13 protein-coding genes and 1 pseudogene are annotated in these 13,075 nt (G+C 44.1%); 12 read left to right on the plus strand and 2 right to left on the minus strand.

The annotated features are described in order from the left end of the window. Window positions 1-165 precede the first annotated feature (165 nt). The gene (locus ACJJIN_RS04555) at window positions 166-660 is read right to left on the minus strand and encodes a DoxX family protein (RefSeq protein WP_444897058.1); all 495 of its coding nucleotides are present in this window, start codon (window positions 658-660) and stop codon (window positions 166-168) included. A 427-nt stretch (window positions 661-1,087) separates the two neighbouring features. Here ACJJIN_RS04555 and ACJJIN_RS04560 point away from each other — a divergent pair, with 427 nt between their 5' ends. From ACJJIN_RS04560 to ybiA, 4 genes and pseudogenes are all read left to right on the plus strand, one after another. Continuing rightward, window positions 1,088-2,038, plus strand: coding sequence for an IS5 family transposase (locus tag ACJJIN_RS04560; RefSeq protein ID WP_444895065.1), 951 nt, complete (start codon window positions 1,088-1,090; stop codon window positions 2,036-2,038). Window positions 2,039-2,286: 248 nt separating this feature from the next. Next, window positions 2,287-3,186, plus strand: a pseudogene (locus ACJJIN_RS04565) (ADP-ribosylglycohydrolase family protein). Window positions 3,187-3,677: 491 nt separating this feature from the next. Next, window positions 3,678-4,151 (plus strand): NINE protein, encoded by a 474-nt coding sequence (locus ACJJIN_RS04570; RefSeq protein WP_444897059.1) that lies wholly within the window; start codon window positions 3,678-3,680, stop codon window positions 4,149-4,151. 236 nt (window positions 4,152-4,387) lie between these two features. After that, window positions 4,388-4,939, plus strand: a complete 552-nt coding sequence (gene ybiA, locus ACJJIN_RS04575) for a riboflavin biosynthesis intermediates N-glycosidase (RefSeq protein ID WP_444897060.1) — start codon at window positions 4,388-4,390, stop codon at window positions 4,937-4,939. Window positions 4,940-5,140: 201 nt separating this feature from the next. Here ybiA and ACJJIN_RS04580 read toward each other — a convergent pair whose 3' ends face one another. Beyond that, window positions 5,141-5,968 (minus strand): DUF2306 domain-containing protein, encoded by an 828-nt coding sequence (locus ACJJIN_RS04580; protein ID WP_444897061.1) that lies wholly within the window; start codon window positions 5,966-5,968, stop codon window positions 5,141-5,143. A 188-nt stretch (window positions 5,969-6,156) separates the two neighbouring features. Here ACJJIN_RS04580 and ACJJIN_RS04585 point away from each other — a divergent pair, with 188 nt between their 5' ends. The 8 genes from ACJJIN_RS04585 (at window position 6,157) to ACJJIN_RS04620 (ending at window position 13,008) form a co-directional block, all read left to right on the plus strand. Then, window positions 6,157-7,428: a sensor histidine kinase gene (locus tag ACJJIN_RS04585; RefSeq protein WP_444897062.1), complete on the plus strand. Its 1,272-nt coding sequence runs from the start codon at window positions 6,157-6,159 to the stop codon at window positions 7,426-7,428. Beyond that, a complete protein-coding gene (locus ACJJIN_RS04590; protein WP_444897063.1) occupies window positions 7,428-8,102 on the plus strand; it encodes a response regulator in 675 nt (224 codons plus the stop codon). Before ACJJIN_RS04585 ends, ACJJIN_RS04590 begins: the two co-directional genes overlap by 1 nt. Beyond that, complete coding sequence (locus tag ACJJIN_RS04595) at window positions 8,089-8,538, plus strand: hypothetical protein (protein ID WP_444897064.1); 450 nt, start codon at window positions 8,089-8,091, stop codon at window positions 8,536-8,538. Before ACJJIN_RS04590 ends, ACJJIN_RS04595 begins: the two co-directional genes overlap by 14 nt. A 609-nt stretch (window positions 8,539-9,147) precedes the next feature. Then, window positions 9,148-9,774, plus strand: a complete 627-nt coding sequence (locus ACJJIN_RS04600) for a hypothetical protein (protein ID WP_444897065.1) — start codon at window positions 9,148-9,150, stop codon at window positions 9,772-9,774. 366 nt (window positions 9,775-10,140) lie between these two features. After that, the gene (locus ACJJIN_RS04605) at window positions 10,141-10,707 is read left to right on the plus strand and encodes an undecaprenyl-diphosphatase (RefSeq protein WP_444897066.1); all 567 of its coding nucleotides are present in this window, start codon (window positions 10,141-10,143) and stop codon (window positions 10,705-10,707) included. 593 nt (window positions 10,708-11,300) lie between these two features. Continuing rightward, window positions 11,301-11,642: a hypothetical protein gene (locus ACJJIN_RS04610; RefSeq protein WP_444897067.1), complete on the plus strand. Its 342-nt coding sequence runs from the start codon at window positions 11,301-11,303 to the stop codon at window positions 11,640-11,642. Window positions 11,643-11,882: 240 nt separating this feature from the next. Then, window positions 11,883-12,482: a dihydrofolate reductase family protein gene (locus tag ACJJIN_RS04615; RefSeq protein WP_444897068.1), complete on the plus strand. Its 600-nt coding sequence runs from the start codon at window positions 11,883-11,885 to the stop codon at window positions 12,480-12,482. 100 nt (window positions 12,483-12,582) lie between these two features. Further along, window positions 12,583-13,008 carry an N-acetyltransferase gene (locus ACJJIN_RS04620; RefSeq protein ID WP_444897069.1) on the plus strand — a complete coding sequence of 142 codons (426 nt, stop codon included), beginning with the start codon at window positions 12,583-12,585 and terminating at the stop codon, window positions 13,006-13,008. The last annotated feature ends 67 nt before the right edge of the window (window positions 13,009-13,075 follow it).

The following is a 13,075-nucleotide window of genomic DNA, read 5'->3' on the forward strand; positions in this document are numbered from 1 at the left end:
TGGGAGTAAAATCTTTACCTACTTTACTAACAATGAAGTTCTATAAGCTCACCGTATGGTGAATTAGATTGCGCATTTACTGCTTTATTGGCATGTTACTATTAGGTATAAATATAGTGATAATACCTCAACGCAATGTATCTTTTCTTAGGTGTCATTCCATTTTTACTTGATCCTGTTAATGCCTAATTTACTTGTGATTAGAGTGTCTAAACTGAATTTTCCAGGGCCTGTAATTATTAGCCATATGAATAAAATAATATATAAAACTTGAGGTAAATAAAGAAACCAGCTCATCCAATCTAATGGTCCAATATCTTTAGGGATGACACTTTCTATTTCAACGGTAGTAATGGCAACAATCATTACAAAAGACAGGACGACGGCGACAAGTGTTGACAGTAGGCCTACCATTAAAAGTAACCCTCCGAAGAACTCCACAGAAGCTAAAAAAAATGCCATAAATTCATGAAAGGGAACTCCTATTTCACTCATTAAGTTTATAAGATCTGCATGCCTCTCAGGGATAAATAGCTTGTTGTATCCTGATACTGAAAAAAATAATCCCAGTGATACTCGCGTAATTAAAATAGGTAACCACTCCCATCCGGGATTGCCGACAAGTATTTTTTTAATTAGAGGAGAGGATTTTGTAAGCATCTTTACGCTCCAGTAGGGTGTTTTTTGCGCCTGACCTTGGATGGCCTCTATTTTTCATATAGTTACATATTGTTTATATTTCTGTGTTGTATATGAGTAAGATCTAATTGAATAGCTGAATCAGTCATTGTTACTGTACTTTTGTAAATTCTGGAGGGGTTGAGGTTTTACCGATAACAGTCGGTATAGTAGACATCCCTTTATTAACAAGCAAAGATAATGAAAGCGATGCTTTACATGACAGTAATTCATTCCTCATTCCAAACGAACCATTTGGGTTCGTGCTCACGCTGAATTACCACGAGCTAGCGAGATATTTAAAACAAAAGATACGATATCCAGATAACTAAAACATATTAGGGAACCTCTGAATAATTCCAAGCCAATATTGGTAATATTCACCTACCCATCAAGACTACGATGAATTATGCACCAAGTCACCTTTGCCGAAGCAGAATATAAGCTAAAGCGCCGTATAACTCGCCGAGAGAAGTTTCTTTCTCAAATGGAAGCCCTCATCCCATGGCAGCGACTAGAAGCTCAGATCACTCCTTGCTATCCACAAGGCAAACGTGGCCGACAGCCATATCCATTGAGTGTCATGCTCCGTATTCATTGCATGCAGCTATTTTATAATCTCAGTGATCCCGCTATGGAGGATGCACTGTATGAAATTGAATCCATGCGTAGTTTTGCTGGATTGACTTTGAGCGGCCCAATTCCCGATGAAACAACGATTCTTAACTTTCGCCACTTACTGGAGCTCAATCAGCTAGGTGCAGCTCTTTTTGATGAAATCAACAAGCATCTTGCTGAGAATGGCATGGTACTGCGTGAAGGTACGATTGTAGATGCCACTATTATCTCTGCGCCAACTTCAACCAAGAATAAAAAGAAAAAACGTGATCCAGAAATGCATCAAACAAAGAAAGGCAATCAGTGGCATTTTGGAATGAAAATGCATATCGGGGTTGATGATGTGCTCGGAGTAATACATAGCATAGATACAACAGCAGCGAATTCGCATGATGTCACAACTACAGAGCGAGTTCTCCACGGGGAGGAGAAAAGAATCTGGGGAGACTCTGGGTACATTGGTGCGGAGAAACGTGAAGAGTTGAAAGAGCGGGAGGCGGATTGGTATATAGCAATGAAGCCGAGCAAGCTAAAAACTCTTCCAGGGCGTGATGCACTTCGTAAAGCGGAAAAGATCAAGGCGCAGATAAGAGCGAAGGTCGAGCACCCCTTCCGCTACATCAAACGGGTATTTGGTTATGACAAGGTCCGCTATCGGGGACTGGTAAAAAATACTGAGAGGCTGTGCTTACTGGCAGGCTTTACCAACTTAATAATAGGGAGAAAATACTTGGCTGCCTAGGGGTGGTTCGCCTGAAATCCACCTATTGAGGGTTTCAGATGAAAAATTAGTGGACTATTACGCGCAAATTACGCGTTTGTGCGTAATAAAGTGAATTTTTCAAGCAGCTCAGCTTAATTCTGGAAAAATGCTTCGTTGATCAGAGGGTCCTTAGATGTACATGACTTCGCTATCGTCTCACAGTTACGATGACAGAATAGCTGTAGTTATCACAGCGTTGGCAAACAAGGATTGAGGTAATATTTAAGTTGGAAGACAGAATTATTGGATCTCTCGTAGGGTTAGCTTGCGGAGATGCTGTAGGTACTACGCTGGAGTTTGAGGTACGAGGTACGTTCGAGCCAATTAAAGATATGGTTGGAGGCGGCCCTTTTAGGCTACAACGTGGAGAATGGACAGATGACACATCTATGGCTCTTTGCCTTGCTCATAGCCTCTTAAGCAAACTCGACTTTGATCCAGAAGACCAAATGAATCGCTACTGTAATTGGTATCAATACGGGTATATGAGTAGTAACGGACGATGTTTTGATATCGGAATTACAGTATCCAAGTCCTTAGAGTAATACCTTCAAACTAGAGACCCATTTTCTGGAAGTATAGATATACGGTCATCTGGGAATGGATCGCTAATGAGGCTGGCACCAATACCTATTTTCTTCAGTAAGAGCGAAGAGCTTTGTATCAAATATGCTGGAGAAAGCTCAAGGACAACACATGGGTCTTATCTTTGCATAAGCTCTTGCCGGATGCTTTCACTATTGATTTATCGAGCTTTTAGAGCGGGAAGTAAAGATGAAGTTTTTGATGGGTTAGATCCAGCTGATTATTGCGAGGAACTTCGATCACTAACCAACAAGGATTTCTCCGCACTTGGCTATAAGGAGATAAATGGCAGTGGATATGTGATAGAGAGTTTGATTGCGGCTGCTTGGTGCTTTTATCATGGAAATAGTTTTCGCGAGTGTATCCTTTTGGCTGCAAATCTCGGTAATGATGCGGATACAACTGCGGCTATTTGCGGGCAGATGGCGGGTGCTTTTTATGGGTACTCCAACATTCCAGTTAATTGGCGAGAGGGGATTGTAATGTCAGCTGAGATAAGAAAGTTGGCGATTGACCTATATCATGCAGGTAGGACCATCTAACCAGTATATAAATCTCGTTTTAGCCACTTGTTTGGCTTTCAACGGGGCTGCGACATACTGTACGTTATGCTAATGATGGTGGGGTGAGTACGGTAAATACACTTATATGCTGCTACCTAAAAGGGTAGTGGCGCTTCCTTAGAGTTTGGCCCTCTATTCGGCTTGATGCTTTGGATAATCGACTACCCGCTTTTCATTCCGTGTAGCTCCTTCCTTTGCGGGAGGAGTGAGAATTGAGGGCATGAATGCCTATCTTGACTTGATTGCCATTCGCTTTTAGGAAGAGAAACCTAGTTGTTTATCACTGAAACTCTGGATATGAGTGTTCATTCTTTGAAGAGTGCCTTGGGAATTGGCTCTTGTGGACTGAATAAGCTGGAGGTGCGGAGGTGGACAGTTTGGTAGCCTTTAGAATTATAGAGAAGCGTGATATATAGTCGCTGCTTGTGAGAGAACTGTTATATTTTAGAAGTAGATTAAGGAGTATTAATGTGGACGGAAATATCTATGAACAGCCCACATCTGAGCTTGAACGAAACCTAGTATTTTGTAGAGACTGCGGGTCCCAGATTTCAAGAACGGCACCCTCTTGCCCAAGTTGCGGTGCGGCTCAGCAGGTAGGCGGCAAAGGAAAAGTGGCTGCAGGATTGCTGGCTATATTCTTAGGTGGCTTTGGTATTCATCGATTCTACCTAGGGCAGTGGTGGGGATTGTTCTATCTTCTATTCTGCTGGACGGGAATTCCAGGACTAATCTCCTTTATCGAAGGAATTGTGTTCTTATGCACGTCTGACGAGAAGTGGTTAGATAAATATGGGCATAAAAATGGAGGTTCTGCATTAGTTTTAGTGCTTATACTCTTCTTTGTAGTAATACCTGTAATTGGAATCTTAGCTGCGGTTTCAATTCCTGCATATCAAGACTATGTTGAGCGCGCTCAGCAACAACAATTAGAATCTCGTTAGCTTTTAATAACTTAATGACGGTCTCTCTTAGTGGAGTCGTCATTAATGCTCAATGGGGTAACATAAATAAGCTTAGACCTTGAGGTACACTTTTTTAGAACCTTAAATTCCTATAGGATTCAACGCTTGGGGTCTAAGATAATTTAATGAAAAATTTCCAACACTTTGGCTTACTCTGTGAGCGCTCAGTAAAATACAGTTAAGAACAGTATTACATTAAGCATATGGCAGTAAATGTGAAGATCACAACTAGAGATGAACTTGTTGATTTTGTAAATCAAGGCAATAGGGTGAAGTATATCTTTTTCTGGGGGCACCAGGAAAAAGGAAGTCAAGTATCAAAAAGCTGTTTTAGTCAGTGGTATGAGTCAAAGTTCGTAGAAGATGGAAATAGATTTATCACTGCAGAGCATTACATGATGTACCATAAGGCGAAGTTATTTGGTGACGACAGTGCGTGCAAGAAAGTTCTCCTTGCTGGCACTCCTGGAGAGGCTAAGGCAATTGGTCGCGGGGTACTTGGATTCCAGCAAGAAATATGGAATGAGAAACGATTTGAGATTGTGGTAAATGCTAATCTTGCCAAGTTTTCTCAAAATTCTGAGCTAAAGCAATTTTTGCTTAATACAGAAAACAGAGTATTAGTTGAGGCTAGTCCAGTAGATAGAATATGGGGCATTGGTCTGGCCCAAGATCATTCTGCGTCAGAAAATCCTAACGATTGGAAAGGCCTTAATCTTTTAGGGTTCGCACTTATGGAAGTGAGAGCCAGGCTAACAGGCATCTAAAATAGCTTGAGGGTGTAGAATAGGGGAAGGTGGGTGCCGAGCTGTCAGTACGAGGTAACTCCTCGGATCACACAAATGCATAGTGCCAAAATTAATTTAGTACTCTAGTTTCTAATTCTTCGCTCAGAGCGGGATTTCCAAGTCGTGAACCTCTAAAGCCAAATCAGCACAAGAAGTTCACGATAACCAGCCCAGGTAGCCTTAGATCCGTGGCAGCCACATTCCCATCGTAGCAGCAAAAATACCAATGGCCATAAACACGGTCAGCGGCACTAGTGTACTGACAAACGCAATCTGGGTACCCTGTGCGGCTCCACGCTTTTGACAGTGAAAATACCATTCCAGCATGGCCAGTGGGAGCAGGTATTGGCCGAAGCCCAGTGCATATAGGAAAGGCCCGGTAAAGGATTTCCAGTCAATCCCCCAGCCGCCGGTTAGCATTGCCCAGCCCATCAAGGCTACACGAAAAAACCACACTGCACTTGCTGCCATAAAAAGACGCAAGGCCCAGCGGCGGTGCTCAGCAATGCGTCTGGCCATCGCAGTCTGCACTGCCAGAAAGGCAAATAACAGAATCAGTATGCCGTCCATTGTAATGCTGATCTGCGACACCAGGTTGCCAAAGGTGTGCCGCGTCCAGGTCATGTAGAGCCCCGCAATACTGGCTATGACAGCGGTCAGCAGATAGCTGCGTCCCAGCCAGCGGTGGAAGTTAGGGGCATGGCGCCGCACAGAAGGGATTAGCTGAAGTGGACCACCGCCAATGACAATCGCGGCCAATAGCACGTGGCTCACCGAAGCCAGGTTGCCTAAAATATCTCCCTCGCGGAAGCCTGCCGGCAGGTGCAGCCCTTTCAAGCCATGCACTCCTGATTCGGCAATGGGTGGGTAGAAGACGGCCAGGATATAGGCGAAGAAGATCGCATGGCCGATAGCCGCGATGCAGAACCAGGTTTTTACCGACAGGTTAACTGCCCGCCGGGTGTCGAATGGTCGCGGTAGTGTTTGGCTGAGTACAGCGTCGTTCATGGGGTTCTCCAGGCGATTATGGTCCGCATTGGGTCTGAGTGTGCTTGCCGAGCATGTTCTGCTTTTTCAGACCTACGCACATCGGCCGCAGGCAGGAATCGAACTCCCCCAAAAGGTGGAGAGTTTGCCGTATCCGTCTCCCCCGAAAGTCCCATGACAGCTGGTTGCCCCTGGTTTAGCATGCGGAAATGAAATCTTCGTCCCTAAGTACGCCTGCGCCGAATCCGCCCAATACCAGCACGGAACTGCCGAAGCTCCCTATGTGGCGGCCCTTACGTGGGCCGTTTGAGCGATGGCCGCACCTGACCGACTTGTTTATTGCGTTGCTTATGTTCTTGCTGACGCTTTTGATGTGGTCGCGCAACGGCTCCCCCGAAGTACTATCCATACAGAGCCTGTGGGATGTTGTTGCTTTCCAGTGTGCATTCGTTGGCTCCTTCGCTCTGTTGTGGCGTCGCACCCACCCTTGGCAGGTACAGGCCGTTATTCTCGGCGCAACAATATTGCTGGAGCTGGGTTTGCCGGCAGATGGCATCGTGGCTATGGCGATTTCGCTGTATAGCCTCGGTCGTTACGAGGCCAATACCCGGGCTAGCTTTTTTGGCGTTATCGCGACGCTGGTTTTTGTGGCGCTTGACCAAGGTATTCCGGTTCAGCCAACTGCCGCAGGCACAGTAACAGTGATGCTGGTATGGGCGCTGTGGTATATCGGCCGCCGGCTGCGCTTTCGCGGCGAATATCTGCGCTTGTTGGAAGAGAGGGCCAAGTATTTGGAGCGCGAGCGCAATGCCGAATCCGAGCGCGCAGTTGTAGCCGAGCGCACTCGAATCGCCCGTGAGATGCATGATGTGGTGGCGCACCAAGTGAGTCTTATGACTGTGCAGGCCGGTGCCGCCAGAGCTATCAGCCGCAATAACCCGCAAGCTGCCAATGAGGCTATGGCTTCTGTAGAGGCGGCTGGCCGTCAGGCCATGGCAGAAATGCGTCATTTACTCGGTGTACTGCGACCGACTAATAACGACACTGCGCTCACTCCGCAACCAGAACTCGGCGATTTGCCAGATCTGATTGAAAAGGTCCGACAGGTGTTAACCCAGGTTGACTACGAGGCCAACGGCGCACTGGAGAAAGTGCCAACCAGTGTCGCGCTCGCCGCCTATCGTATTGTTCAAGAATCCCTCACAAACGCCATCAAGCACGTCGGTGCCGCAGTTCGGGTGCAAGTGAGTGTGCGCGCAGACCTCGGCACTCTCACAATTCGAGTGCGCGATGATGGAAATACTCTCGGCGAGCGGCCCATGAGGGAAATAGCTATTGATGGTCAGCCAGGCGGTGGGCACGGCATCGCGGGAATGCGCGAGCGTGCGGAACTGCTCGGTGGCTATCTGTATGCGAGGGTAGTCGATGGTGGCGGTTTTGAGGTATATGCACAACTACCTACAGGAATGGTGAAAACATAATGTTGCGAGTGATGGTAGTGGACGACCAGGCTTTGGTGCGACGCGGTTTTGCCCTGATTCTGGATAACCAGCCCGATATCGAGGTGGTCGCCGAGGCCGGTACCGGCGTCGAGGCAATTGAAGCCGCGCGAGTGTACCAGCCGGATATCATCTTAATGGATATCCGTATGCCGGAGATGGACGGGCTGGAATCCACAGCGCGCATCCTGGAAGCTAGTGATGCAACTTGCCGTGTCATTATTTTGACCACGTTCGATCCTGATGAATACGTGTTTCGTGCGCTGCGGGCTGGCGCCAGTGGCTTTGTGCTCAAGGATATTCCCCCAGAGGCGCTGGTACAGGCAGTGCGCACCGTAGCAGAGGGCGGTGCCATGCTTGCACCGGGCATCACCCAACGCTTGATCAGCCAGTTCGCACAGAAACTGGGAACTGGGCGCAACCTGGCAAAGCGGCTGGAGCGCCTAACCACCCGGGAACGTGAAGTACTGGAAGCCATCGCCGCAGGCAAGAGTAATGCAGAGATTGCCGAGACCCTATTTATTGGCCCTGCTACCGTGAAAACCCACGTTTCCAGTTTGCTGTCAAAATTGGAGGTGCGCGATCGTGCGCAGGCAGTCGTATTCGCCTATGAATGTGGCCTAGCCACCGTGGGGGAGCGTGATGTCGGCTTCTAGATCAAAGCCCGCTTTGCAACGCAATGCACTTTATCGCCTTGCCGCCTGTGGCACTGTGGTTCTGGGGCTGTTTCTCTTCCTTGGAGCCCAGGGCCACTTTGTTGCCATCTGGCCGTTGGTAACCAGCGATGGTATCGGTTTATTCCGTCGTTTGTTGTTGATGTTACCCGGTGTGATGCTCGCCGGCACGGCGGTGTTGAACCTCCTGCTCTGTAAGCCACTCTGGCAAGAACGTCGCTATGCCCTCAACGTTACTCTCACGGTAAATTTGCTTACTACGAGCTATTTGTTCTACCTAATGATACGCGGGGTTCCTAATCACCCTATTGGTATATTTCTCGCATTGGAGATGTCTTTTGTATTATTGCTCCTAGTAACAAGAGCTGGACTGGTATGGCCTGTGTCAGCAGAACCGCCGGTTGAGATGGACATTTAGTAGCACAAGCGCTCGGCGAATTTTGCTAACATTCAACACCATAAACCTCAAGGTGTTTTATTCAAAAACAACTCCATCGGTGTTAGATCCATTTCAAATAGACTTGAAGCGAACCCTTCCGATAACTTCATAGCTTTTTTCGCCGCAGCTCATTAGATAGCTTTCCGAGTAAATTCACCAGAAACAACGTATGGCTTCTTTTCAGTTCCAGTTCTGCGACTGAGAGATTTGTTCCAATTTGTAGGTAAACTAGCTCTTTGGGGCGGAGTAGGTGGGCGCGAGATTAGATAGTATGAAAGGGGCAGCGGATAAAGTGCTTAATCACCCGAGGGAGGAGAGTGGAAGCAGTATTGGTGGCTATACTTTATTATGTATAGCAGCTATTTCACTAGCTCGTTTACCTAACTAGAATCTCTAAAAAATATAGAAAATGGAAAGGATAGAATTATAGCGGGTCTTGTCCAATGTCTGATTTGAACAACCGTATCAGTTACAATGAGCTTTTAATTCTCAGAACTTTTTGTGTGGTTCGACTTATGAGCTATGAAACTAGATAGAAGCATGATATATAAGCTTCTGATGGATTAACTGTTATACATCGGAGTGTATTTGAGTATTAAGCGAATAAATCTACTTTCTTGTGCTGCTTTTATTTTAGCTGGTTGTAGTACCGGACCATACTTGAAACCGAGTGCTCCAATAGGGTGGTACAGCACCGAAAACCCGGCATGTTATGGGGCTGAAAAAGTTCTAGAGTTCAGTCTTCCTGATTACGATTGGCTGATATTTAGAGTCTTGGCCAAACAACCTACAAAGCGCCACCCAGAAGGTACAAAGTTAATTGCCTATGTAAGGCCTGTCTTGTATAGACATCCTGAGCCAAATGGCACTTGGTCATTATTTCCCTCAGAGCAAGAAAAGAAGACTAAAGAGAGCTTAATCGCCGAACGCAAATCCCAACATATCGAGATCTCATTCTCAAGTGCTGTAGCTACTATCATTTTTCTTGATGGTAGTGAATCCCAAGTTGAGCTGCCATTTTTTCAACAGCCATACCAAATACCATCTGATGAGTCTTATGGGTTCTGGGGACCTGAGGTAGTAATATCTCCTGAAAATCTGGAGTATTTTACGGTAAAACTGCCGCCTCTATTTGTAAATGGTGAAGAAGTTACAATCCCGCCAATCGAATTTAAAGTCAGCGAAAGTACATATGTTCCAGTGCTAAATTGTTAAAGAATAGCGCTTGATAAGTAAAAGTAGAAAATTCTCTACACTACTACCTTGAGGGTAAATAGATATGAGTAATGAGCTTCCAATTTAAAATATTAGTGTTAATTATATTCTTCCTGTTTGGGGGAATTATGGTGTATCTCGACTCCTGAACTATGATAAGGGATGGATTGAAGCTATTGAGCAACTAGAGCACTACAAAGACTAAAGTCTATTACAGTACTATGTCTTCCAAGTATAAAAGCAGCTGGCTACATACACTAATGAATTCCAGCCCAAAAACTACCGCTTGTACCATGCTGGGTACACATTGTTTCGCCTGGATAAAGGCTTAATATTAAGATTTTGAAGGAGTTTAGAGGTTGTTAAATGGAAAAATTCAACGAAACAACTTTTGTTCTTATTAATCAATTTGCAGGAAAAAGTGCAATTTTAGATACTGTTTTAATAGCTGCAGCAGAGGTCATGCCTTATATTTTTATGCTCGTGATGCTCTATCTATGGTTTGATCCAAGTATAGAAAGAAAAAGGTCCAGCCTGAATTGCGGGTTGCCTGTGTTGCTCGGTATGTTAATGAGCTATATTATTTCTGTTTTTTATTATCATTCTCGTCCATTTGTGAATAATCTCGGTACGCAATTAGTAGAACATGCGCCGGACTCTTCATTTCCTTCAGACCATACTACGTTTATTTTTTCGATAGCTATAGTGCTTCTATTTAACAAATCAACTAGGGTAATCGGTGCTGTTTTGTGCCTGTTGAGTGTTGTTAGTGGCTTATCCAGAGTTTTTGTTGGTGTTCACTATCCTTTAGATATACTAGGTGCCATTTTGGTAGCAATTTTCTCATCAGTTGTCGTATTTAAAATACAATATAAAACTCAATTCCTTTTAAATTTTTTGGTTAAAAAGTTACCTGGGAAGAGAGCCGGTTAGAACTAAAAGTAGTTGATGCTTCTCTTGCATTTATAATATTTACTTTCTATTTTATATGCCATACATTGGGTTAGGGGGCTGTTAGGGAGGGTGCTGTCATTTATAGTGAAGAAATAGAAGTGGAGTTTTCATGGTTCCTATCGATTAATGGTATGCTGAACTGGATTGATGGAAGCGATGAGATCGTGCGAACCTCAGGTAGGAAATCATAAGGGTTTGTGTTTCTGAAGCTTGGTTAACAGTCGGTTGATATGGATTTCTCCATTTTGTGGTTTTTAATTCCAGCCTCTTTCCAAGTTAGTACGGCTGAGTGGTACACATAACTTGTTCTTACTTAATTTCAACATCCATAGGGGAGGTCTGCTTTAGCTCCTTAAGAAAGATATGTATCTTACTTGTTTACTCTCAAAGTAAAGAGTGGGCATGTGTAAAAATTGGAGAGGAATAGTTTTTTTGTTGGTAAACATAGGTGCCAACTTAATACGATTCCTTTATCTATCGCTCTTTTTACTGTAGGGACGAGAAGCTTTAGAATTATAGGTAGGCATGGTATATAGATACTGCTTTTTAGTTAATAGTTGTAAGAGGACTGCATGAATAAGGAATTTCTAGACCACATGATTTCGTATATATATTTCCCGTCTTTAGGAGCGTTGCTGTTAGCTACGCTTTTTGCTCCGATAGGACTGAAGGGATTGTCAAAATTCTCTAAATTCGCCCGTTTTTCGGTTGGTGTATATTTAAGTATCACAATTGCCGCTTGTTCTGCTTTGCTCGCATTTTCATATGGAGGTTGCTTCGAGAACTGTTCTGAGAGCGTAGATGATGAGATTGGTATTTTGATTGCTAGTATAATCAATTTTATAGGTGCGGTATTTGTATTTCGCTTCCTTTCAAAGAACTGGCCTAACAAGCAAAACCAAGGTGCTGCATAAATGTACTCTGGCTTAAGATATTAGCTGTATAAGATAAGCTATCGCTGCGTTACTATTTGTGCTTGAGATTCATATCGCTATTGAACTCATGTATAGTAAATGCCTGCCGTGTTTCTTTTTCTAGTTGTTAGTGGTCTTTATAATTCAGCGCTATATTCACTTCCGGTGTATTTGCGCCTATATAGCTGATCTTAGCGTTATTTGGCACAAATTATTCGGCTCTTTCGCGAGAATCAACCAATGAGAAATTTAGCCATATTAGTATTTCAAACACTTGACGGAGTAATGCAAGCACCGAGTGTGCCTGAGGAAGATTTTTCAGGTGGCTTTAGTCATGGAGGCTGGGCCAAGGATTATTGGGATGAAGTTATGGAGCAAGTCGGAAGGGAGGCCATGGCGGAACCTTATGATCTGCTATTAGGGCGTAATACGTACAATTTATTTGCCACAAGTTTTTCAAATGCCAAACCTGGAAATCCAACTGCAGACAAACTTAATCAAGCAAAAAAGTATGTCGTAACATCAGGTAATGATGATCTCACATGGAATAATTCATTCAAGCTAAAGGGGGCAGATGCGGTCGTCGAGATAACAAAAATTAAGAAAATGAATGGGCCTTTACTACAAGTTCATGGAAGTTGGCAGTTGGTGCAGTCACTTCTAAAGCATGACTTGGTAGATGAGCTTAGGCTTTGGACGTTTCCAGTAGTTGTTGGAGAAGGAAAGCGACTGTTCGAAAGCGGTGAAATTTCATCAAAATACAAACTCATCAATTTTGCGAAGTGCCCCTCAGGGGCTTTTATGCATTTTTACAAATCACTAGATGGCAGGGTTATTTAAAGAGCGTTGTTAAATATAAAACTCACTCATGCGACTATCCTTACTGAGATTGTTGTTGAAATAAAAGCAATATTATCGAATTTACTGAGAATTTATCAAAATGATTAGGTTATATAACCGTAACGATCTGCCTACTATATTGGATATTTGGTTGCAAGCTTCTATTCAAGCTCATGATTTCATACCTTCAGATTTCTGGGAGGCACAGTTAAGTGATATGAGAGATGTTTACATTCCTACATCGGAGACATATGTTTATGAGATGGAAAGTAAAGTAGTAGGCTTTTACTCACTTAGTGGCGATACGCTTGCAGCTATATTTGTTTCTCCCTCTCTACAGGGAAGAGGAGTAGGCAAACAGCTCCTTAACCATGCAAAGTCAAAAAGAGATAGGCTGATACTTTCTGTTTACAAAGAGAACGTTTCTAGCTATCAGTTTTACTTGTCTCAAGAATTTAAAGTAGTAAAAGAACAAAGAGATGAGCATACTGGTCACCCAGAATACTTAATGAGTACAAAAATATAAAAAGGAGTTCAAGTCGGCTTAGCTTCTGTCGTCTAGCGCGACGTTATGCATAAGGCGAGAATAAGAT

It is taken from the genome of Microbulbifer maximicatervae (SeqCode) (assembly GCF_052467505.1).

Coding starts and splice junctions, on each gene's coding strand:
- ACJJIN_RS04555 (WP_444897058.1), bottom strand. CDS start 660: ATGCTTACAAAATCCTCTCCTCTAATTAAAAAAATACTTGTCGGCAAT.
- ACJJIN_RS04560 (WP_444895065.1), top strand. CDS start 1,088: ATGCACCAAGTCACCTTTGCCGAAGCAGAATATAAGCTAAAGCGCCGT.
- ACJJIN_RS04580 (WP_444897061.1), bottom strand. CDS start 5,968: ATGAACGACGCTGTACTCAGCCAAACACTACCGCGACCATTCGACACC.
- ACJJIN_RS04585 (WP_444897062.1), top strand. CDS start 6,157: ATGAAATCTTCGTCCCTAAGTACGCCTGCGCCGAATCCGCCCAATACC.
- ACJJIN_RS04590 (WP_444897063.1), top strand. CDS start 7,428: ATGTTGCGAGTGATGGTAGTGGACGACCAGGCTTTGGTGCGACGCGGT.
- ACJJIN_RS04595 (WP_444897064.1), top strand. CDS start 8,089: ATGTCGGCTTCTAGATCAAAGCCCGCTTTGCAACGCAATGCACTTTAT.
- ACJJIN_RS04605 (WP_444897066.1), top strand. CDS start 10,141: ATGGAAAAATTCAACGAAACAACTTTTGTTCTTATTAATCAATTTGCA.
- ACJJIN_RS04610 (WP_444897067.1), top strand. CDS start 11,301: ATGAATAAGGAATTTCTAGACCACATGATTTCGTATATATATTTCCCG.
- ACJJIN_RS04615 (WP_444897068.1), top strand. CDS start 11,883: ATGAGAAATTTAGCCATATTAGTATTTCAAACACTTGACGGAGTAATG.
- ACJJIN_RS04620 (WP_444897069.1), top strand. CDS start 12,583: ATGATTAGGTTATATAACCGTAACGATCTGCCTACTATATTGGATATT.